Here is a 21,291-nt window from a genome sequence, read left to right as displayed (position 1 = left end):
CGTTCGTCGCACGGGCCGGGACCGCGGTCAGCGCATGGGCCGCGACGCGGCGACCGTATGTGCCTGCAGGGAGACCCCCAACCGGGTCAGTCCGGCCACGGCGGTCCGGAAGTCCTTGATGTGCGGGGTGGCGAAGTGCTCGTCGAGGGCCTGCTGGGACACCCACCGCTCGAACACCCGGATCCGGCGGCCGTCCGTGGGGTCCGCCGTCATGGCGTAGTCCAGGCAGCCGGGCTCTTCCTCGCGGGTGCGCTTCCCGACTTCGACGAGGTGCCTGAGCATCGTGTCGCGGTCCGCGGGCTCGTAGTCCATCCAGCCGGCGACGATGATTTCCTCTGACACGGTGGTCCTTTCCCCTTCCACGGCCATGGCTCATGACCGTGGGCCCGCCGCCCCTCTGCCAGGAAGGAGCGACGGGCCCATGGTTGCTCAGATGCCGAGTGCCGCTGGGACGCCGTCCACGGTGACCGTGCCCTTCTCGCCGTCGACCGTGATCACCATGCCGTCCCGCAGCCGCCGTGTACCGCCCTCGACGGAGATGACGGCCGGGATTCCGAGTTCGCGGCAGACCACGACGGCGTGGCTGTTGAGCGCGCCCACGTCCACGACAGCTGCTCCTGCCACGAGGAACAGCGGGGTCCAGGCCGCGTCCGTGATCGGCGCCACCAACACCTCGCCCGGCTCCAGCGCCTCGCACGAGGCCGGGTCGGTGACCACCCGCACCCTGCCGGTGTAGGCGCCGTGACTTCCGCCGACGCCCGTCAGCACATCGCCCTCGGCGGCGATCGCGACACCATCCTCGCTGCGCCGCGGCCAGCCGTCGATCTCGGTCTGTGCGTCCTGTGCGACGAAGAACGGCGGTTCCAGCTTGCGCAGCCCGGCGTATTCCTGAAGCCGCTGGGCGATGACGGGCTCGAAGCCGCCCGGGTCGGCGACATAGTCGTCGAGCTCCGTCTCCAGCAGCATCATCACGTCCTCGGGCTCGGCGAAGCGTCCCGCCTCGACTCCGCGACGACCCAGCTCCCTTACCGTCATGCGGATTTCGTTGATGACGGTCACACAGTTGGCCTTGGTCCGCTCACGTGCCGGGATCCACACCTGGGAAGCGTGCATGCCGGCGTCGAACATCGGCCGAGTGTCCTCGGGGAGGGCCGCTCGGATCTCCGCCGCGAGTTGTTCGCGGCGCTCGGTCAGCCTGCGGTGACGCGCGGCCGGAGAGTTGTCGTCGGAGGTGTGCCGGATCCGATCGACCAGAGCCAGCGCCTGGACCGGCGCCGCCTCCCAGGACAGCGCGTGGATGTCCCACTCGTTGGGGCCGCGGTCGCCGGACTCGGCGATGAACTCGTCGAAGGAGTCACGGAACGCCTTGACGTCTCCGGTCGCCCCTTCGAGGGCCTGCTGCACCGCGGCCGGACCCCGGTCGAACAGAGCTGTCAGCTCCGCCGAGGCCACCACCTGGCGGGACAGCGTCCACAGCCCGGTTGACGGAGAGGCGGAGTCCACGCCTCCCAGCCCGCCGATGAGGTCGAGCATCGCGCCGGGACGGTCGACGCTCGCACACAGCGGTCCGAGGATCGCCGGCCCGACGGACGCGGGCAGCGAGGACTCGACATGCCGTTGGAAGGTCGTCTCCACGTCGGCCAGCAACGAGCGGGCGTAGGCCACCAACTCGACGTCGGACAGGGACGCCAGGTCGGGTCGCTCGCGCCTGATACGGCGCAGCCGCTCATGGTCGGCGTCGCCCTCCGGGTAGCCGGCCTGGCCGAGCATCCCCTGCAGCGTCGCTGTGGCCTTGGCCGTCAGTTCCGCGTCCAGGTCGTCGGGGTGCGGCACGTACACCGGCGTGTCGGAGCGCTGGCCCACGAAGGCGGTGTCGATCTGGTCCGCGGTCTGCCCCATGCGGATGCCGAACAGCCGCAGGTGCGACAGGTTGAGGTAGAAGTAACCGCCGAAGATTCCGACGAACGGAGGGCGAGGGCCGCTGATCTCGTCCCCGCGGTAGATGCCGAACTCGACGAAACCGCGACGCCAGCCCTGCAGGCCGCGCCCCCATACCAGGGTCCAGCCCAGCGGGCTGGCCGGCTCCGGAAGGGTTTCGCCCGCGTTGGCCCGGGTGTAGTGGGGCAGTCGCTCGCTGCGCTGCCAGTCGGTGATCCAGTGCTTCATGGCGAGGGGGCTCCCGCCGTCCGTTCCGGCGCTCACCACTGCGCCGTTCCGCCGTCGACGCTGATCAGCGTGCCCGTGATGCCCGCGCCGGCGTCGCTGGCGAGCAGCGAGGCGAGGCCCGCGATCTGCTCCACGGTGGTGATCTTCTTGGTGGCGGCGTGCTCGGCGAACCGGCCCAGCCACTCCTCGTACGAGATGCCCTCGGCCTCGGCCGCGGCCGGCCCGGCGGCCCGCATCAGGTCGGTGTCGACGGCGCCGGGGCAGATCGCGTTGCAGGTGATGCCCATGGTGCCGTACTCGAAGGCGGTCGCCTTGGTCAGACCGTGGATGGCGTGCTTGTTGGTGATGTAGTGGCTGATCGCGGGCTTGTTGGCCTGCTTGCCCTCGACCGAGGAGATGTTGATGACCCGGCCCCAGCCACCTTCCAGCATGGGTTTCAGCGCACGGCGGGTGCCGTAGAAGTAGGCGTTGAGGTTGAGGTCGAGCGCCTTGTGCCACGCCTCGTCACTCAGCTCGTGGACCGGGGCGAAGCCCTCGGTGCCTCCGACGTTGTTGACCATGACGTCCAGTCGGCCGAAGCGCTCGACCGTCCAGTCGACCAGTGCCTCGATGTCCGACTGGCGGCTCGAGTCGCAGGAGTGGAAGACGGCCTTGTCGCCTGCCTGGAGTTCTTCCAGGGCCTGCTTGCCCTTGATCTCGGAGCGGCCGCTGAGCACGACCGTGGCTCCGTCGGCCAGGAAGGCCTCGGCGATGGCGCGGCCGATACTGCGCGTACTGCCCGTGATCACCGCGACACGTCCGTCGAGGCTGCCCGTAGCCACCATGCTGTTCTCCTGCGGTTTCTGAGGGTTCGTCATCTGGACGCTTCGTCCAGGAGGCGGTGGATGGTGCGGTGGAAGTGCTGCAGTCCGGGTTCATTGCGTCCGAAGACGAAGTCGGTCCCGGCGAGGGCCTTCAGGCCCCGCTGCACTCCGTAGGTGGTCGCGTAGTCCTCGTCGCGGACCACCTCGTAGAACCACTCGCCGAACTGGTCGGCGGCGTGCCGCTCCTCCTCGGTGACGGCTGGCTCGCGCAGCAGGACGATCTGCTGGGTCACCGATTCGGTGGCCGTCCGGGGGATCACGATGGAGACGGCGATCTTGTTGCGCCACGTACCGGCGATGGCCAGGCCGGGGAAGAGCCAGTAGATGGCCCCGACGACATCGCCGGGGTCGCGCTCGTCCGGAGGAAGATCCACCACGTCGGCGACGGGCCGCAGGGCCGCACCGAGGCGCTGGTGGGGCCCCCACGTGTCGTGGGCCATCATGTTGGAGAAGTTCGTCTCGAAGACCGTCTTCGTGTGCAGCGAGGCGAAGTGGTACGTCTCCAGGTACCCGTCGAGGGTGACCTTCCAGTTCGGGCTGGTCAGCTCTCGGGTCGCGTAGTGGTGGCAGTCCGCGAAGCGGAGCCCCTCCAGCAGTGGCTGCAGATCTCCCAGCCAGGCGTCCAGGTCGTGCTCGGCGTTCGGATCGAGCGATACGAAGACGATGCCGGCGCGCTCACCGACGGGGAGCTGGATCAGGCTGCGCTTCTCGCGCGGTACGTCGCCGAAGGTCTTCTCGGCGTACACGCCGCGCAGTTCCCCCGACAGGTCGTAGGACCAGGCGTGGTATGGGCAGGTGATCCGCTTCGCCACGCCGCAGCCCGGTTCGACGAGCTCGGCGCCACGGTGCCGGCAGGCGTTGATCATCGCGTGGACTGCGCCCTGGCGGTCCCGGGTGATCAGGATGGGGATGCCGAGCACGTCCAGTGCCTTGTAGGTCCCGGGCTTGGGGAGCTCGGACGACATGGCGAGCGGCAGCGGGACGCTCCGGTGGACGGCGTCCATCTCACGCAGCCAGCGGTCGACGTCGAGGTAGTTGTCGACGGGTTCCGTCCACTGCTCCTCGGCCTCATGCGTCGTGTTGTTCCGGTAGTGCTCGATGACACGCTCGGCAAGGTCGGCCGCGTCCTGCCGCATCGCCTTGCCCGCGGCATCGCTGGAGCGGTCCTGGCCGATCCATGAGTGGTATTCCGGGGCGGGGGGCGGCAAGGGGCGCTCGTCGCCTGCCGCTCGGGTCTCCGGTGAGATCTGGACCACGATGTCCTCAATCCTCCCAGCCGCGAGCTGGTGAAGGGTTCCTGTGCTACAGCTCCACTGCGACCGCCACAACAACAGGAGTTAGTGTTGTGTGTCAATAGAAAGTGCCGAAGTTTGGCTGTGCGGCATTCCGCAGGTCACCTCCGCTTTCTGTCGCGAGGGTAACCCCCGCTCAGCTCGATCTTTCTGGGGATCGGCTCCAGCTGAAGGGTGGGTGCGGGTGGCGAGTAGGCGGAAGGGGTCCAGTGGTCGATGAGATGGCCGAGCCGGCTCGGGTGTCCCGAGAAGTGGCGATGACCCAGCCCTTCGAGGTCGGTGTCGTGGTGCGCGACCTGGAGGTGTTGGAGCGCTTCTATCGCGAAGTGCTCGGCTGCGTTCCGGTGCACCACTCGCACATCCCGCACGAGATCGGCGGCCCGGCCGGATTGGGCGGGCCCCTGTTGGTCGTCTGGCTTCAGGTGCCGTCCGGGGGCCGGATCAAGCTGATACGACTTCGGGCGGATGCGGATGCGGATGCGGATGCGGATGCGGATGCGGCTGCGGATGCGCGGCCGTCGGCCGTACCGCTGGCCGCACGCCGCGGCTTGTCCTATGTCACCTTTCACTTCGACGACATCGTGCCGGTCGTCGCCGCACTGCCGGCCGCCGGTGCCCGGCCGCTGTCGTCCCCGATCGTCGTGGTGGCGCGGGACCGGCGGATCAGCTTCTGGGTGGATCCGGAGGGCAACGTCCTCGAACTGGCGGACCGGCGAGGCGGTGAACAGGAGACCCGTTGAACCCGGCCCGTAGTAATTAGAGAACCTCTTCAGTAAGGTGCGCTCTGCTGGTTACTGTAGACCGGCAACAGAAAGTCCGATCAGTTGGAAACCTCGCAACGGGGCGAAGGGGCGGACGATGGTTCAAAAAGCACCGCGGAAGTCGGCCGCGAAGACCACACACCAAGCATCCGCGCAGGTCATCAAGGACCTGCACGAGCGCATGGTGCGCATCCGGCTGTTCGAGACCGAAGCGGGAAAGCTCATGGAGGCCGGCAAACTGCCCGGCTTCCTGCACCTCTATGTCGGCCAGGAAGCCGTCGCCGCCGGTGTGATGGCGGCCCTGCGCGACGACGACCAGATCACCTCCACCCACCGAGGCCACGGGCACGCCGTGGCCAAGGGCGTCGGCTTCCGCGAGATGTACGCCGAGCTGTACGGCCGGGTCACCGGCGCCTGCCTCGGCCGCGGCGGAAGCATGCACATCAACGACCTCACCCGCGGCATGCTCGGCGCCAACGGCATCGTCGGGGCGGGCGTCCCGATCGCCGTGGGCGCCGCCTTCGCCGCCCGGTACAAGGGCGAGGACAGCGTCGCCGTGACCTTCTTCGGTGACGGCGCCACCAACATCGGCGCCTTCCACGAGGGCGCCAACATGGCCGCGATCCTCGGCCTGCCCGTGGTGTTCATCTGCGAGAACAACGGCTACGCCGAGTTCACCCCGCAGTCCGCGCACATGCTGATCACCGATGTCGCCGACCGGGCCGCCGCCTACGGCATGCCCAGCGTGATCGTCGACGGCATGGACGCGGTCGCCGTCCACCGCGCCGCCACCGAGGCCGTCGAACGGGCCCGGGCCGGCGCGGGCCCGATGATGATCGAGGCCAAGACCTACCGCTTCTACGACCACCAGGGCGTCAAGGGCCTGCGTCATCCCTACCGCTCGGACGAGGAGGTCGCCGAGTGGAAGTCCCGCGACCCCATCGACCTGCTCGAGACCCGGGCCGTCGCCGACGGCACCGCGACCCGTGCGGAGCTGGACGACGTATGGCGGCGCACCCGCGACGAGATCGCCGAGGCCATCGCGTACGCCGAGGCGAGCCCGCTGCCCGACCCCGCCGACCTGCTGCTCAACGTCTACTCGGGATGACCGCCATGACCACCACCAAGACACCGACCGTCGCCACGCGCAAACTCACCTACGTCAAGGCCTTCAACGAGGGTCTCGCGCAGGCCATGCGCGAGGACGAGAACGTCTTTGTCGCCGGCGAGGACGTGGCCGGATACGGCGGCGTGTTCCGCATGTTCGACAACCTGCTCGACGAGTTCGGCCCCCGTCGCATGATCGACACCCCGATCTCCGAGGCCGCCCTGGTCGGCCTCGGCGTGGGAGCCGCCGCCCGGGGGCTGCGCCCCGTCGTCGACCTGATGTTCATGGACTTCATCGGCGTCTGCCTCGACCAGATCGTCAACCAGGCGGCGAAGATGAAGTACATGTTCGGCGGCGCGTTGTCCGTGCCGCTCACCATCACCACCGCCTCCGGCGCCGGCCTCGGTGCCGCCGCCCAGCACAGTCAGAGCCTGGAGGCCTGGCTGGCCCACGTGCCCGGCCTCAAGGTGGTCATGCCCAGCGACGCCTACACCGCCAAGGGCCTGACCGTCTCTGCCATCCGGGACGACAACCCGGTCGTCGTCATGCTCAACAAGGTCCTGCTCGGCAGCACCAGCGAGGTGCCCGAGGAGATCTACGGCATCCCGCTGGGCCAGGCGCACACCGCGCGGCAGGGCTCCGACGTCACCGTGATAGCCCTCGGCCGCATGGTGGGGGAGGCCCTGGCCGCGGCCGACGAACTCGCCGCCGAGGGCGTGGAGATCGAGGTGATCGACCCCCGCACCGTGCAGCCGCTGGACACCGAGACGATGTTCGCCTCCGTCCGCCGCACCAACCGGGTGCTCGTGGTGCACGAGGCCGTCACCTTCGGCGGGCTCGGCGCGGAGATCGCCGCCCAGATCCAGGACGCGGTCTTCGACTACCTGGACGCGCCGGTCCTGCGCATCGGCGCCCCCTTCTCCCCGGTGCCCTTCTCCCCGGTCCTGGAGAAGGCGTACGTGCCCGATCGCGCCCGCATCGCCCAGGGCTGCCGGCGCCTCCTCGAAAGGTCGTGACCGACGTGGCGGTCGAGGTTCTGCTCCCGAAGATCGGCCTGACCATGCAGGAAGGCACGATCGACGAATGGCTGGTGCCCACCGGCGCGGCCGTCGCGGAGGGCGACGCACTGCTGCGGCTGGCCACCGACAAGGTCGACGTGGACGTCGAGGCGGAGGCCGGGGGACTGTTCCACCCGGTGGTCCCGGCGGGCGCCACCGTGCCGACCGGGGCCCTCATCGGCTGGCTGCTGGCCGAGGGCGAGCAGCCACCGGGCCCGGCGGGTACGCCGATGCCCGCCGGGTCCGGGTCCAGTGCGGGTGCGGCCGCCGCGTCTGCCCTGGACAGCGGCGGTGCGGATACGGCCGCCGCGCCTGCCCGCACCGGCACCGGTGCGGCCACCCACGCCGGCGGTCCCGCCGCGGCGTCCGGCCTCAACGGCACCGCCGGCCGGCTTCTGTCCTCACCGAACGCCCGGCGGGTCGCCGCCGCTGCCGACGTGGACCTCACCGCCGTACGCGGCACGGGGCCGGTCGGCCGGATCGTCTCCGAGGACGTGGAGGAGTTCCTCGCGGCCCTCCCCGGCGACCTCGGCGCACCGGTCCAGCCGGGCGGCACTCCTTCCTCGCCGCTGGTCCGCAAGCTGGCGAAGGAACGAGGCATCGACCTCTCCGGCGTGAACGGCACCGGGCCCGGCGGCCGGATCCGCCGCTCCGACCTCGACGCCGTCGTTCCTACGCCCGTTCGCTGCAACGCGGCCCCTCAGCCCGGCGACGTCCTCCCGCTCACCGGGATGCGCGGCACCATCGCCCGCAGGATGCACGCCAGCCTCCAGGAGATGGCACAGCTGACGCACGGCTACGAGGTGCGGATGGACGCCGTGGTGTCCCTGCGGGACCGGCTCAAGGAGGAGTGGGCCGACAGTGACCTGCCGGTGCCCAGCCTCAACGACTTCCTGCTGAAGGCCGCCGCCCTGGCCCTGCGCGAGCATCCCCTGCTCAACGCGACGGTGCGGGAGGACGGTGTTCATCTGCTCGGCGGCATCCATCTGGGCTTCGCGGTGGCCGTTCCGGGCGGCCTCATGGTCCCCGTGATCGAGGACGCGGTGACGCTGCCGCTGCCCGAGATGGCCCGCCGGTCGAGGGACCTGGCCCAGGCCGCGCGCGAGGGGCGGATCTCCCCCGCCCAGCTGGAAGGCGCCACCTTCACCGTCACCTCGCTCGGTGGATACGGCGTCGACTTCTTCACCCCCGTGATCAACCCCGGCAACGTCGCGATCCTCGGGGTGGGCCGGCTCAGGGACGGCGTGGAGTGGGTGGACGACAGACCGCTGCGGACGCGGGTGCTCACGCTGAGCCTCACCTTCGACCACCGTGCCGTCGACGGGGCACCCGCCGCCGAATATCTGCGCACGGTCGGTGAGCTGCTGAGCAAGCCCCTCCGCCTGTTGGTGTGATCGGGGTTCTATATGGCCGGGTCGGCGATCCGCTCCGAGAGATCGCCGACCTCGCGGACGAAGGAGCGGTGGCCCAGCGACCGGTAGACGTCGTCGCCCCGGACCTGTGAGATCGCCGCGGTCTCCAGCAGCGCCAGCAGGCCCAGGCTGATCACCGCCGCCTCGGCGTCGGAGACGGACTCGCGGGCCTTGCGGATCAACCGCATCAGCTCGTCCACCAACTCCGTACGGCTCTCCTGGCGCAGCGCTTCCGCGTCCTGGCTCATGCCGGCCGACGACACGAAGAACACGGTGGCGGCGGACCGGTGTTCGCCCATCCAGGCCAGCAGCGTGGTGACCGCCGCTCCGATGTCCGAGCCGGGCTCGTGGGCCTCCGTGATCGCGTGCAACTGCTCGCGCAGCGCGGCGGCGAACACCCGCATCCCCTCTGCCAGGACCTGGTCCTTGGAGGAGAAGTGGTAGTACACCGCTGCCGAGGTCATCTCCGCGCGAGCGGCGATGTCGGCCACCGTCACCTCGTCCGGCGGCTGGGTGGCGAACAGCTCGGTGGCTGCTTCGATCACCCACTGCTTGCGTGACGGACGGTGAGCGGCGCGGGTCCGGGAGGTCGTCATGATGTCAAGTATGCCGGGACCCGAGTGCCCCGGAGCCCCATAAGCAGCAGGAATTATGCCGACGGGCGATGGGAGTTACTGGATAGAATGGTCAGTACGCAGGGCCCACGGACGCGGGTTCACGGCAGTCGGCAGGGAGCATGATGGCCACCACGAAGAACGGCAAGCAACCCGCCCACCGGCCCTCGCGGCGGCAGCACATCATCACCGCCGCGGTGCGGGTGTTCGGCCGCAACGGGTTCGCGGAGACCAGCATCCAGGACATCGCGGACGAGGCCCAGGTGGTGCCGACGGCCGTCTACTACCACTTCGACGGCAAGGAGGAGCTGCTCGAACTCGCCATGCGCCGGGTCTTCGACCAGCTGAACGCGGTCGTGGAGGCGGCCCGGCCGGAGTCCGAGCCGGGTGACGCGGAGGGTCTGATCCGTGTCATCGACGCCGTGTGGGACTGGGTGGAGCGGAATCCGGACGAGGCCCGCCTGTACCAGGTCCAGGTCGCCTCGGCCAACGGCAGCGTCAAGGCGCTGCGGGACGAGTTCGAGCAGCGCCACGTCCAGCGCGGCTACGACTATCTGCCCGAGGGCACCACCCGCAGCCCCCGGGCGGCCAAGGCCCGGCACGCGGCACAGGCACTCGCGGTCCGCACGCTGATCAGTACGACCATGCTCGTCACCGCGCTGCGGGCGGAGGGAGGACCGCTGTCCCAGCTGCCCTCCCGGTCCGTGCTGGAGGCGGTCAGGGCGTTGGCGCTGCGCATCGTCGCCACCGAGCAGAACCCCGCGAAGCCGGCCACGGCTCAGAGCTGAGGCGGTTCAGCAGGGCAGTACTGAGGCGGTTCACCAGGGCAGTGGCCTGCGGTCGGCGAACAGCCCGCCCGTCGTCCCGTCGCCCTCGGGAAGGGTCGCCAGCCAGACCGGGGTGTCCGCACCCTCCTCCGGCCCGCGCGGGGCGGACGGGCCGCCCATGCCACTGCGGGTCCAGCCGGGGTCGGCGGCGTTGACCAGGACGCCCGTGCCGGCCAGCTCGGCCGCGAGCATACGGGTCAGGGCGTTGAGCGCCGTCTTGGAGATCCGGTAGGCGGGGTGCCGCCCGGAGTCCATCAGTGCCAGCGAACCGTACGAGCTGGTGACGTTGACGACCCGGCCGTAGCCGGCTTCCACCATGTCCGGGACAAGGGCTTCCAGCACGCGCCAGGCGCCGGTGAGGTTCGTGTCCAGGGTCGCGCGCAGGAGGCCCTCGTCGACGTACGGGGGCCGCAGTTCCCCGTCCAGGGACACTCCGGCGTTGTTCACCAGGACGTCGATCCCGCCGGTCAGCTCCCGTGCCTCCCGGACCGCTTCGCTGACGCTCCGCGCGGAGGTCACGTCCAGGGCCAGGGGCAGCGCGGCCGGGCCGATGGCACGGCACGCCTCCTCGGCCGCCGCCCGTTTCCGTGCCCCGACCAGGACCCGTAGTCCCCGGTCGGCGAGCTGTCGGCCGATCTCCAGGCCGATTCCGCGTGCCCCGCCGGTCACCAGGGCGGTTCTGTCACCGTGCCGCATGTTCTGCTCGCCGCCTCTCACACCGTCAGGACCGAGCAGGCGCTGATCCCGGGCGCCCCGTACACATGGGTGAAGCCCACCCGGGGAGCGCCCGGCACCTGCACACCGGGCGCCCGGCCCTGCAACTGTCGTACGACCTCGTGGAACTGACGCAGCCCGGAGGCGCCGACGGGTTCCCCGCCGGCCAGACAGCCGCCGTCGGTGTTGACCGGTATCCGGCCCAGGGGCTCGGTGGCCCCGTCGGCCAGCAGTTCCTCCTGCTCGCCGTGGCCGCAGAGTCCGGTCTCCGCCAGGTGGATCAGCTCCGAGCCGCTGTCCGTGTCCTGCAACTGGGCGACCTGTACGTCGGCGGGCCGCACCCCCGCCGTGCGGAAGACCGCCTCCGCGGCGTCGACACTGGGGCTGCGGTGCGGTCCCGGCGGCAGCCAGGGCGAGAACACCTCGAACGAACCGAACCGCCTCGTCCGGAAGGCCAGCGACGCCAGCCTGACCGGTCGTTCGCACAGGTCGAACGCCCGGTCGCCGAGCGCGAGCACCAGCGCCGCCGCGCCCTGTCCGGGCGAACAGAACATGTACTGGGTGAGCGGGGGACTGACCTCGGCGGAGTCGAGGATCTCCCGTTCCGTCAGCGGTTTGCGCCGCCATGCCAGGGGGTGGTGCGAGCCGTTGCGGAAGGCTCGCGCCGCCACCATCGCCAGTGCCCGCTCCGAGATCCCGTGCTCGTACAGGTACCGCTGCGTCTTCAGCGCGAAGAACTGGGTCGTGAGCATCATGCCGGTCTCGGCGTACCAGTCGCCCAGGCCGTAGCGGGCCGCGGAGACGTGGAACGCTCCCCGCTCGTGCTTGTCGAACCCGACCGCAAGTCCCAGGGAGGCCTCGCCCGCGCGCAGCGCGTTGGCCACCGTGAGGACGGTGGAGGCGCCGGTCGCGCAGCCGTTCTGCACATTGACGAACGGCACTCCGGTCAGGCCCAGCCGGCCCACCAGCGTGTCGGGCTTGCCGGAGACGTCGGAGCCGCCGACCGCGTAGCCGATGTCCTCCCAGGCGACACCGGCGTCGGCCAGCGCCTCGCGTACCGCACGCTCGGCCATGTCCATTCCGGTGACGCTCTCGTCGCGGCCGAAGGGATGCATGCCGCATCCGACCACGTACACGTCGTCGGGCCGGCTCATCGCTCGCCTTCCCGCTCCGGGCGGAACGCGAAGGTCACCACCTCGGTTCCGTCGTCGTCCTGGTAGGCGGGCACCGTGGTGAGCCGGACCGGCAGGCCGATCCGGATCTCCGCGCGGGGCACCGCCAGCCGGGCTTCGACCAGCACCTCACCGAGGTCCACATAGCCCACGTGGTAGGGCCGGTGGCCGCCTGCCGGATGCCGGTACGGCGGTTTCGGCGGGAACGCCTGGAGCGTCCACGACCACACGCGCCCGCTCACCGGCAGTACTCGCGCGGTCATCGTCCCGTCCGAACACCTGGGGCACGAGTCCTGCCGGGGGAAGACGACGGTGGCGCACTCGGAGCAGCGGGCGCCCACGAGACGCGGTGGATCCCCGTCGTCGGACTCCCCGTTCTCGAACAAGGACTCGTCGATGAGTCTGGTGGTCATGCCGTCCCGCCTTCCATGTCACCAGCCCAGTAGCCCGGCCAGCCGTTCCCGATGGTGTGCGGCGCCGCCCAGCAGGACCGCGTCCGACTGGGCGCGCCGGAAGTACAGGTGCGCGTCGTGCTCCCAGGTGAAGCCCATCCCGCCGTGGAACTGCACGCACTCGGCGGCGACGGAGACGAACGCCTCGCCGCACCACGCCTGCGCCACTGCCGCCGCCTCGGCCAGCGCCGTTGGCGAGCCGTCCGTGCGGACCGCGCGCACCACGGCCGACCGTGCGGCCTCCACCTGGAGCAGCATGTCGGCGCAGGCGTGCTTGACCGTCTGGAAGCCGCCGATCGCCCTGCCGAACTGGGTTCGGTCGCGCACATGGGCCACCGTCATGTCCAACGCGGCCTGGGCACCGCCCAGTTGCTCGGCGGCCAGCGCCACCAGGGCCACGTCCAGGGCGCGGGCGACGACGTCCGCCCCCTCGCCGCCGGCGGTCAGTGCCCGGGCCCGGGCACCGGAGAAGGTGACCACCGCCTGGCCCCGGCTGAGGTCCAGGGTGGGCACGCGGCGCACCGTGACCCCCGGTTCACGAGGGTCGGCCAGGAAGAGGTCCACGCCGTCGGTCCCGGCCGCGGCCACCACCAGCGCCTCGGCGTCGGCGCCGTCGAGGACGAACGGCGCGGTGCCGTCCAGCAGCGGGACGCCGCCCTGCCAGGAGACGGCCACCGGCACGGCGTCGGCCCGCCACGTCCCGTCGGGCGCGGCCACCGCCAGGGCATGCACGGTGCCCTCGGCCAGGTCGGCCAGTGCCTTGTCGGCCGTACCGCAGCCGGCCAGCACCTGCCCGGCCAGCACGGTGGAGGACAGCAGCGGGACCGGTGCCAGTGTCCTGCCCAACTCCTCGCAGACGACGGCTATCTCGGCGAGGCCGCCGATGCCTCCCGCCGACTCGGGCAGGCCGAGGGCCGCGAGGCCGACCTGCCGGCCGAGGGCGTCCCACAACTCGGCGTCGATGCCGGGGGCGTCCTCGGACAGCCGACGTACCGCGGCGGTGCCGCCGGCGTCCCCGCACACCGACCGAACAGTCTCGCGCAGATCCTCCAGCTCGGTGTCCGACAGGGCCGTGCTGTCGGTCATGGTGCTCGTCATCGTGCGCTCCCGCTCTCGTCGCGCCGCTCCTTGTTGTCGACGTACCGCCGCTGCCGCAGGGCACTGTGCGCGGCCGCCATCCGGGCCACCGGCACGCGGTGCGCGGAGCAGGAGACGTAGTCGAGACCGAGGTCGTCGCAGAACGCGATCGACTCGGGGTCCCCGCCGTGCTCGCCGCACACGCCCAGCTTGATGCCGGGCCGTACGCTCCGTGCCCGCTCGACCGCCAGGGCGATCAGGGCGCCCACCCCGTGCGGGTCGAGCCGCGCGAACGGGCTGGCCGTCAGGAACCCGCGCTCCTGGTAGGAGGCGAGCACCTGGCGCTCGACGTCGTCCCGGGAGAACCCGTAGGTGAGCTGAGTGAGGTCGTTGGTGCCGAAGGAGAAGAACTCGGCGTGTTCGGCGAGTTCGCCGGCCAGCAGCGCGGCCCGGGGGGTCTCGATCATCGTGCCGAGCCGGTAGGGGACCTCCACCCCGGTGCGGGCGGCGACCGCGTCGGCGGCACCGCGTACGTACGCGGCCGCGGCGGCCAGCTCCTCCGGCAGGCTGACGAGCGGGATCATCACCTCCAGCTCCGGCCGGACTCCGGTGGCGGCGACCTCGGCCCAGGCGGTGAACAGCGCCTCGGCCTGCGCCGGGTAGAGCCGCTCATGCAGCAGCGCCAGCCGCACCCCGCGCAGCCCGAGCATCGGGTTCGCCTCGCGCAGCGCGGCGGCCCGCTGCTCCTCGGCCGCGTCCAGGGCCTGCCCGGGGGCGGGCAGGAACTCGTGCAGCGGGGCGTCCAGCAGACGCACGGTCACCGGACGGTTCCCGACCGCGGTCAGCAGCGCGTGGAAGTCCTCGTGCTGGGCACGCTCCAGCGCCGCCAGCGCCTCGTCGCGGGCGGCCGGATCGGCGGCCAGGAGCACCCGGCGGATCAGCGGCAGCCGCTCGCCGAGGAACTGGTGTTCCGTACGGCACAGCCCGACACCCTCCGCGCCCAGGGCGAAGGCCGTGTCCACTTCGGAGGCCGTGTCGGCGTTGACCCGCACGCCCAGTCGGCGCACTCCGTCCGCCCACCCCAACAGGGTGGACAGTTCGGGCGGCGGTCCGGCCACACTGACGCTCAGCGTCCCCGCGTAGACGGCGCCGGTACGGCCGTCCAGCGAGACGGGGTCGCCCTCGCGGACCACCCGCTCCCCGAAGCGGACCGTCCCGGCGGCCTCGTCCACGCGCAGCCCGTCCGCGCCGCACACCGCGGGCTTGCCGGCGCCCCGCGCCACCACGGCGGCATGCGAGGCGATGCCGCCGCTGCCGGTCAGCACGGCGACGGAGGCCAGCATCCCGGGGACGTCCGCCGGGGACGTCTCGGCGGCCACGAGCACGACGTGAGTTCCGTCCGCAGCCAGTTCGAGGGCACGTTCGCTGGACAGCACGACCGCTCCGGTCGCTGCCCCCGGGGACGCGGGCAGCCCCCTCACCAGGAGCTCCTCCCCGCCGGTCAGCCGTAGCTGGGGGTGCAGCAGTTCCTGTACCTGGGCGGGGGTGATCCGTCGCACGGCCTCCTCGTGGCCGAGCGCCCCGTCCCGGGCCAGGTCCGCGGCCAGGCACACCGAGGCTCGCAGCGGCGGGCGGAGTTGTGCCGAGGCGGCGAGCAGGGAGATCTCGTCGTCGCGCACCTCGAAGTCGACCGACACCGGCGCGCGCAGATGCCGCTCCAGGGTGAGCAGGGAGTGCTCGAGCAGCGCGGTGCCACCCGCGAGTTGATCCAGCGGTTCACCGGTGTGCGGCGGCGGGGCGCTGCGGCGCACTCCCCGGAAGAAGGAGCCCTGGGGGGACAGACGCCCGGTCCCGGGATCGCGGCTGACCGCCGTGCCGTAGCCCGAGTGGTCCGCCGGGCCGATGCGCAGGGCCTGCACATGCAGGGCGACGGCCAGATCGGCGGGGAGCCGCTGGGCCCGGCGGGACCTTCGCGCACGCGGTGAGTCCCACCGGGCGAGGAGGGCGCGGGCGGCCAGCGCCAGCTGCCGCGCCGGGTCGTCGGGGAAGGGCCCGGAGCCGTGCTCGGCCACCAGGGACAGCAGCACCTGCACCCGAGCCCGCGGCCCGGGCGTGTCCAGGAGGGCGTCGTCGAGCACCGCGCCGGGCACGTCGAGGGCGTACTCGGCGATCATGCGCACGGTGGCGCCCCACACCTCGTACAGCGCCTCCTCACGTCCGATGACGGCACACAGGTCGTCGGCACGGTCGGGGGTGACGCCGAGACAGGCCAAGTCCGGCGGCAGTCCGGCGATCTCGGTCGGCGCGCTCGCCGACAGGCGCAGCAGCAGCGGCCGGGCCGCGTCGCCGATGCGCCGCCCCGAGAGCTGTTCGACCAGGGCTACGGCGGCTTCGGCGGTGTCGGGTTCGCACAGCGACGCGGCGGCGCCGGCGGGCACGGTGAGCCCCGGCACGACCGGCAGGCCGAGGGCCACCAGCCGGTCCATCGCCGCGCCGTGCACACCCAGCTCGTCGGCGTCGAGGCCGCGGATCCGGCCCTGCCCGTAGGGGACCAGGATCCGGCCGGGGGTCCCCAAGGGCGCGAGAGGAACCTCGGACTGTGCGAGCGGGTCCGCCTCGCGGTCGGTGATGCTCAACCCCGGCTCCTGTTGACCAGTTCCTCTTCCCGGGCTTCGTCCTCGGCCCGGCTGATCCCCAGGACGAGCAGCAGCTCCTGGTGCAGCCGCATCCACACGGTGTGGTACGAGTCGCACAGCGGCGAGGCCAGCCACTCGGGCGCGCCGTCGTCGAAGCGGTCGAGGGCGTCCTCCAGGGCCGTCAGATAGCGGCCGCTGCCCGCGAGTACCTGCTCCAGCCTGCGCAGCACGGGCTGGATGGCCTCGTGCACGTCTTCCAGCGACTCACGCACCCCGGCGTCGTAGACGTCGTCGGAGTGGTCGTTGGCGGTGCCGTCGGGGCGGCACTGCCATGCCGTGCACACATCGCGGATCTTCCGGTTGACCGGCAGGAACGCCTCGTACGCGGCGGTGATCCGTTCTTCCTGCTCGGAGCCGGCGGGAACCCGCAGGATCTGCGCGGCGGCGGCCTTGGCACGCTCGGTCGGCAGCACCACCGGCCCCTTCACCATCGCCAGCCCGGCGTCGACCAGCGGCCGGTGCTCGGCCTCCGGCCGGCCGCGCCACATCCCTCGCAGAACGAGGTCGACGACGGCTTCGGTGAGGGGTCCGTCGAGAGCGTCCGGAAGGCCCACGGCAGCAGATTGCATTGCCACACCTTTTCCCCGGTTCTGTGGTGACCGGTTCTTCGGTTCTGTGTTGCCCGGAGGTTACGCTCCGGCGGGCGGGTTAGTGAAGAGGGACTCAAGAAACACTTTCCGATTCCTTGGCCGGGGCCCGGCCGTCGCCCGCCTTCGGGCGGCCTCGCGCGGCGAGAAACGACGCCATGCGCTCCTGTGCCTCCCGGCCGTCCGCGAGGGCGGCGATCGACCGCGCCTCTTCGGCGAGGTGACGGCGCAGCTCGTCACCGGCGCCGACGCGCAGCAAACCCTTCGCGGCGCGCAGCGCGGCACCGGAACCGGCGGCCAGATCCGCCGCGGCCCGGTGCGCCGCGTCGTCCAGTTCCTCGTCGTCCACGCACCGGGAGACCAGTCCCCACCGTTCGGCGTCGTCGCCGGTCAGGACCCGATTGGTCAGGATCAGGTCCGCCGCCCTGCGGGGGCCCGCCAGGCGCGGCAGGAACCACGAGGCCCCGCAGTCCGGCGTGAGCCCGATCGCCGTGTACGCCAGCCGGAACCGCGCCGACCGGGCCGCCAGCACCAGGTCACCCACGAGGGCGAGACCGATCCCGCCACCCGCGGCCGCGCCGCGCACAGCGGTCACCAAGGGCACGGGCAGGTCGTGCAGGGCCTGTATCGCGGCGTGCGCGGCGCTCGCCACGGCGTGCACGTAGGCGCCGGTCTCCGTGCCGCGACCGGCGAATGCGCGCAGGTCGCCGCCCACGCAGAAGCTGCCGCCCGCCGCCCGCAGCAGGACCGCGCCGCCCGGGTCCGCGGCCACCTCCGAGGCGCTGTCCCGCAGCGCCTCGGCCGTCCTGAGGTCCAAGGCGTTGCCCCGCCCCGGATCGTCCAGTCGCAGCTCGACGACCCCGCCGGGGTGGCGGACGATCCGGACCGGCTCGGTGCGCTCGGGGAGGCTCATGGGTGTGTCTCCTGTCGTCTGCCCGTCGCAGGGTGCTTCCCGTCCCGGGTCCTTCCCGGCAAGATACTGAAGACGCTATACAGTTTCTAGAACGCGACGGGAGCCGATGCCCGTACGCCCGTCGTCGGGAGGCCCCGTGCCCATCCAGTTCGATGTCGATCCGACTGTCGCTCAACTCGCCGCATCCACCGCCGAGTTCGTGCGCGAGGTGGTCATTCCGGCCGAGCGTGAGTGCGGCGGGTCCGTCCACGACGCCCCCGAGGCGGTGCGGGAAACCCTGCAGAAAGCCGCCCGTGACGCGGGCGTGTTCGCTCCGCACGTACCGACCCGGTGGGGCGGACACGGACTGGACCTGCGCGGGCAGGCGGTGGTGTTCGAAGCGGCGGGCTACTCGCTGCTCGGACCGCTGGCGCTGAACTGCGCGGCCCCCGACGAGGGCAACATGCACCTGCTGGAGAAGGTGGCCACCGACGAACAGAAGCAGACGTATCTGCGTCCGCTCGCCGCGGGCGAGACACGGTCGTGCTTCGCCATGACCGAACCCGCTCCGGGAGCGGGCGCCGATCCCCGCTCCCTGCGGACCACCGCGACCCGGGTTCCCGGCGGCTGGCGCATCGACGGACGCAAGTGGTTCATCACCGGTGCCCACGGGGCGGGCTTCGCCATCGTCATGGCCCGGACCTCCGGCAGCCCCGGCGACCCTGGCGGCGCCACCATGTTCCTGGTCGACGCCGACAATCCCGGCATGCGCCTCGTCCGCGACATCGAGACGCTGGACGAGTCGCTCTTCGCCGGGCACAGCGAGATCGTCTTCGACGAGTGCGTGGTGGGCGAGCAGCAGGTGCTCGGTGCGGTGGACCGCGGCTTCGAAGGCGCCCAGGTCCGGCTCGGCCCCGCCCGGATGACCCACTGCATGCGCTGGCTGGGAGCGGCCCGCCGTGCCCAGGATGTCGCGCTGGAACGGGCAGGCAGCCGGATGGCGTTCGGCTCGGCCCTGGGAGACCTCGGCATGGTCCAGCAGATGCTGGCCGACTCCGAGATCGACATCGAGGCGAGCCGCGCCCTGATCCTGCGTACCGCCTGGGAGCTGGACACCGGCTCCGCAGCCGCCGCACAGCTCACCTCGGTGTCCAAGACCTTCGTGGCGGAGGCGGTGAACCGAGTGGTCGACCGGGCGGTGCAGATCTGCGGAGCCCTCGGCATCTCGGCCGCCGACGCCCCGCTGGCCCGTCTGTACAGGGAGGTGCGGCCGTTCCGCATCTACGACGGCCCGTCGGAGACGCACCGTTTCGCCATAGCGCGCCGCGCGGTGCGGCCCTACCGGCAGCCACGCACGGGTGTCGCCGACGGCTGATGGCGGACGCGGGAGGCGTTCCGGGCCCGTCTCGCCCGGAATCAGCATCCGCGACCGCGCCACTGCGTGCGCCTGGGACCGTGCCCGGCCGCCCGAACCGGCTGGTGCGGCCGCGCCGATCACGCGGAGGGCCGCGCTGACCGAGGGCGCGGCGCCGTTGACCGTGTCATCCCGCTGCCTGCGATCCGGCGGCGTTCCCTGGCCCCATCCCATCCCGCCCCGCGATCGCGGCCAGGTGCCGATGCCGTCGGAGGCAGGCCCTCACGCGTTCTGGCTATGTGCCGGCGGTCCGACTCCACATCGAGTGTCGCCACGGCGGTGACTGCCGGGCGGGGACGCGGATCGAGGCGGCCGTGTCGCCGTCGGCCGTGTTCAAGGGCCCGGCGGCTTCCGGGGTTCTCGGCGCTGCTCGCCGCTGTGCCGGCGGAGTCGGGCGGTGTGGCGGGCGATGTCGTCCACGCGCGCCGCGAGATCGGGGTGGCCGGACGCCAGGTACGTGTGCGTGTCCGCCAGAGGGCCGAGGAGGACGGCGGCGTCGTTGTCGGCGAGGGCGGCGGTGAGCTCGACGAGCGGGGTGCGGGCGGCGGCGGGGAGGTCGGCGAGCGCGGTGATCTGGCCGGCGAGTTGGCGCAGGTCCGCGGCGTTGGCGCGGGCCCAGGCGGTGACAGTGCGGTCGGCGGCGCGGCGGTCGCGGGTGGCCCGCACCCGCTGTTCACCCGTGGACCCCGGGTTTCCGGGCCGCACGCGCAGGTAGCGGCGTTCGGCGGCCTGGCGGCTGGAGACGCCGAGGGGGTGGGCGAGGTCGGCCCAGCTGGCGCCGGCCTCCCGGGCTTCTTCGATCAGGTCCGGTTCCCATTCGGCGAGCTGATCGCGCACCTCGCGGAGCAGCAGGAGCGCGGCGAGTGCCTGCCGCGAGCCGGCCTGGGCGGGTTCGGGCTGCTCTGCGTCCCGCGGTGTCCGGGCGGTGCGCAGGGCCTCGTTGATGGTGGTCAGCGCCGCGGCGGCGAGGAAGGACGTGGGGGTGAGGTCGCGGGGGCGGGGGGCGGGCTGATCGGCGATGGTCATGAACCCTCCAGCACTGTCATCATTTCGACGACTTCCAACTTGTCATCACTTCGATGACATGTTACAACGAGAGCAGGTGAACCGCATTGGCAGGAACGTGCCTGACCCGAACACTGGAGGTGTTTCACGATGTTGATGCGCACCGACCCGTTCCGTGAGCTCGATCGCCTCACCCAGCAGCTCCTGAACACGACCGGCACCTGGTCGCGGCCGTCGGCGATGCCGATGGACGCCTACCGTGAGGGCGAGGAGTATGTGATCGCCCTCGACCTGCCCGGCGTTTCCCCGGACGCGATCGACATCGACGTCGAGCGGAACATGCTGACCGTCAAGGCCGAGCGCCGGCCCGTCACCAAGGCGGACGACGTGCAGATGGAACTCTCCGAGCGGCCTCTGGGCGTCTTCTCCCGCCAGGTCGTGCTGGCCGACACCCTGGACACCGAGCACATCAAGGCGGACTACGACGCGGGCGTGCTGACCCTGCGTATCCCGATCGCCGAGCGCGCCAAGCCCCGCAAGGTCGCCATCGGCGGCGGCTCCGCGCACAAGGAGATCAGCGGCTGAGTCCCCTCCCAGCCGCGACGGAGACGAGGGGACGGCCCCCTACGGCCGTCCCCGTCCTCCCCTCGCCGCCCCACACACGAGGGAGTAGCGATGGCCATGCGATGGGAGGCGTTGCTGGACCAGGTCCAGGAACGCGGCGAGTACAAGAACACCGAGGAAGCCGAGCGGGCGGCCCGCACGGTGCTGGCGCTGCTGGGCGCACATCTCGTGGGCGAGGTACGGGCGGAGCTGGCGGCCCGGCTGCCGGAGGAGATGGCCCTCGTCCTGCTCAACCCGCTCCAGGCACGCGAGCCGCTCTCCCCCGAGCGGTTCGTACGGGCCACCGCGGCGTGGATCGAGGGAGCCACGGAACAGACCGCGGCCTGGGACGTCGGTGCTGTGCTCAGCGTCGCCGCGGACGCCGCGGGCGAAGAGCTCACCCGGCGCATCCTGCTCCAGCTCCCGGCGGGTTACGACCTGCTGTTCGGCTACCCGAAGCGCGTATAGGCCAGGAGCCAGCGACAACCTTCATCCGACCGACCGACCGAGCGACCGAGCGAGCGACCGAGCGACCGAGCGACCGAGCGAGACCGGAAGCCGGCGGCCCCGGCCTCCGC

The 21,291-nt window shown here is 71.7% G+C and carries 21 protein-coding genes; 8 read left to right on the top strand and 13 right to left on the bottom strand.

Annotated elements, in window-relative coordinates:
• Positions 1 to 27: 27 nt before the first annotated feature.
• From JIX55_RS03240 to JIX55_RS03225, 4 genes are all read right to left on the bottom strand, one after another.
• Positions 28 to 342: a putative quinol monooxygenase gene (locus JIX55_RS03240; protein ID WP_257561681.1), complete on the bottom strand. Its 315-nt coding sequence runs from the start codon at positions 340 to 342 to the stop codon at positions 28 to 30.
• Positions 343 to 429: 87 nt separating this feature from the next.
• Positions 430 to 2,202 carry a PEP-utilizing enzyme gene (locus tag JIX55_RS03235; protein ID WP_257561680.1) on the bottom strand — a complete coding sequence of 591 codons (1,773 nt, stop codon included), beginning with the start codon at positions 2,200 to 2,202 and terminating at the stop codon, positions 430 to 432.
• Positions 2,199 to 3,023, bottom strand: a complete 825-nt coding sequence (locus JIX55_RS03230) for an SDR family NAD(P)-dependent oxidoreductase (RefSeq protein ID WP_257561679.1) — start codon at positions 3,021 to 3,023, stop codon at positions 2,199 to 2,201. The genes JIX55_RS03235 and JIX55_RS03230 overlap by 4 nt, the downstream gene beginning before the upstream one ends.
• A complete protein-coding gene (locus JIX55_RS03225; protein ID WP_257561678.1) occupies positions 3,020 to 4,285 on the bottom strand; it encodes an aromatic ring-hydroxylating oxygenase subunit alpha in 1,266 nt (421 codons plus the stop codon). Before JIX55_RS03225 ends, JIX55_RS03230 begins: the two co-directional genes overlap by 4 nt.
• Positions 4,286 to 4,578: 293 nt before the next feature.
• On the opposite strand from JIX55_RS03225, the gene JIX55_RS03220 reads away from it, so the two are divergent.
• The 4 genes from JIX55_RS03220 (at position 4,579) to JIX55_RS03205 (ending at position 8,642) form a co-directional block, all read left to right on the top strand.
• Complete coding sequence (locus tag JIX55_RS03220; protein ID WP_257561677.1) at positions 4,579 to 5,061, top strand: VOC family protein; 483 nt, start codon at positions 4,579 to 4,581, stop codon at positions 5,059 to 5,061.
• A 118-nt stretch (positions 5,062 to 5,179) separates the two neighbouring features.
• Complete coding sequence (locus JIX55_RS03215; protein ID WP_306819977.1) at positions 5,180 to 6,190, top strand: thiamine pyrophosphate-dependent dehydrogenase E1 component subunit alpha; 1,011 nt, start codon at positions 5,180 to 5,182, stop codon at positions 6,188 to 6,190.
• A gap of 5 nt (positions 6,191 to 6,195) precedes the next feature.
• Positions 6,196 to 7,206: an alpha-ketoacid dehydrogenase subunit beta gene (locus JIX55_RS03210; RefSeq protein ID WP_257561675.1), complete on the top strand. Its 1,011-nt coding sequence runs from the start codon at positions 6,196 to 6,198 to the stop codon at positions 7,204 to 7,206.
• The gene (locus tag JIX55_RS03205) at positions 7,203 to 8,642 is read left to right on the top strand and encodes a dihydrolipoamide acetyltransferase family protein (protein ID WP_257561674.1); all 1,440 of its coding nucleotides are present in this window, start codon (positions 7,203 to 7,205) and stop codon (positions 8,640 to 8,642) included. Before JIX55_RS03210 ends, JIX55_RS03205 begins: the two co-directional genes overlap by 4 nt.
• Before the next feature lie 8 nt (positions 8,643 to 8,650).
• Here the strand turns inward: JIX55_RS03205 and JIX55_RS03200 are convergent, their stop codons facing one another.
• Positions 8,651 to 9,256 carry a TetR/AcrR family transcriptional regulator gene (locus tag JIX55_RS03200; protein WP_257561673.1) on the bottom strand — a complete coding sequence of 202 codons (606 nt, stop codon included), beginning with the start codon at positions 9,254 to 9,256 and terminating at the stop codon, positions 8,651 to 8,653.
• A gap of 140 nt (positions 9,257 to 9,396) precedes the next feature.
• On the opposite strand from JIX55_RS03200, the gene JIX55_RS03195 reads away from it, so the two are divergent.
• Positions 9,397 to 10,062 (top strand): TetR/AcrR family transcriptional regulator, encoded by a 666-nt coding sequence (locus JIX55_RS03195; RefSeq protein WP_257561672.1) that lies wholly within the window; start codon positions 9,397 to 9,399, stop codon positions 10,060 to 10,062.
• Between the two features lie 30 nt (positions 10,063 to 10,092).
• Here the strand turns inward: JIX55_RS03195 and JIX55_RS03190 are convergent, their stop codons facing one another.
• The 7 genes from JIX55_RS03190 to JIX55_RS03160 form a co-directional block, all read right to left on the bottom strand.
• On the bottom strand, positions 10,093 to 10,797 hold the full coding sequence (locus JIX55_RS03190) for an SDR family NAD(P)-dependent oxidoreductase (protein ID WP_257561671.1): 705 nt from the start codon (positions 10,795 to 10,797) through the stop codon (positions 10,093 to 10,095).
• Positions 10,798 to 10,814: 17 nt separating this feature from the next.
• Complete coding sequence (locus JIX55_RS03185; protein WP_257561670.1) at positions 10,815 to 11,969, bottom strand: thiolase family protein; 1,155 nt, start codon at positions 11,967 to 11,969, stop codon at positions 10,815 to 10,817.
• On the bottom strand, positions 11,966 to 12,400 hold the full coding sequence (locus JIX55_RS03180; protein ID WP_257561669.1) for a Zn-ribbon domain-containing OB-fold protein: 435 nt from the start codon (positions 12,398 to 12,400) through the stop codon (positions 11,966 to 11,968). Before JIX55_RS03180 ends, JIX55_RS03185 begins: the two co-directional genes overlap by 4 nt.
• Positions 12,401 to 12,418: 18 nt before the next feature.
• Positions 12,419 to 13,537, bottom strand: coding sequence for an acyl-CoA dehydrogenase family protein (locus JIX55_RS03175; RefSeq protein WP_257561668.1), 1,119 nt, complete (start codon positions 13,535 to 13,537; stop codon positions 12,419 to 12,421).
• Entirely contained in the window at positions 13,534 to 16,152 is a 2,619-nt protein-coding gene (locus JIX55_RS03170) for a putative PEP-binding protein (RefSeq protein ID WP_257561667.1), read from the bottom strand. The genes JIX55_RS03175 and JIX55_RS03170 overlap by 4 nt, the downstream gene beginning before the upstream one ends.
• A complete protein-coding gene (locus tag JIX55_RS03165; protein ID WP_257561666.1) occupies positions 16,149 to 16,781 on the bottom strand; it encodes a hypothetical protein in 633 nt (210 codons plus the stop codon). The genes JIX55_RS03170 and JIX55_RS03165 overlap by 4 nt, the downstream gene beginning before the upstream one ends.
• Positions 16,782 to 16,875: 94 nt before the next feature.
• A complete protein-coding gene (locus JIX55_RS03160; protein ID WP_257561665.1) occupies positions 16,876 to 17,712 on the bottom strand; it encodes an enoyl-CoA hydratase/isomerase family protein in 837 nt (278 codons plus the stop codon).
• Between the two features lie 136 nt (positions 17,713 to 17,848).
• Here JIX55_RS03160 and JIX55_RS03155 point away from each other — a divergent pair, with 136 nt between their 5' ends.
• A complete protein-coding gene (locus JIX55_RS03155; RefSeq protein WP_257561664.1) occupies positions 17,849 to 19,066 on the top strand; it encodes an acyl-CoA dehydrogenase family protein in 1,218 nt (405 codons plus the stop codon).
• 372 nt (positions 19,067 to 19,438) lie between these two features.
• Here the strand turns inward: JIX55_RS03155 and JIX55_RS03150 are convergent, their stop codons facing one another.
• Entirely contained in the window at positions 19,439 to 20,131 is a 693-nt protein-coding gene (locus JIX55_RS03150; protein ID WP_257561663.1) for a type III effector protein, read from the bottom strand.
• A 129-nt stretch (positions 20,132 to 20,260) separates the two neighbouring features.
• Here JIX55_RS03150 and JIX55_RS03145 point away from each other — a divergent pair, with 129 nt between their 5' ends.
• Both JIX55_RS03145 and JIX55_RS03140 read left to right on the top strand, forming a co-directional pair.
• Positions 20,261 to 20,695 carry an Hsp20/alpha crystallin family protein gene (locus JIX55_RS03145; RefSeq protein ID WP_257561662.1) on the top strand — a complete coding sequence of 145 codons (435 nt, stop codon included), beginning with the start codon at positions 20,261 to 20,263 and terminating at the stop codon, positions 20,693 to 20,695.
• A gap of 90 nt (positions 20,696 to 20,785) precedes the next feature.
• Complete coding sequence (locus tag JIX55_RS03140; protein ID WP_257561661.1) at positions 20,786 to 21,181, top strand: DUF2267 domain-containing protein; 396 nt, start codon at positions 20,786 to 20,788, stop codon at positions 21,179 to 21,181.
• Positions 21,182 to 21,291: the final 110 nt, after the last annotated feature.

This window comes from Streptomyces sp. DSM 40750 (genome assembly GCF_024612035.1).
GTDB lineage: Bacteria > Actinomycetota > Actinomycetes > Streptomycetales > Streptomycetaceae > Streptomyces.
This window is presented reverse-complemented; position numbering and strand designations above follow the sequence as displayed.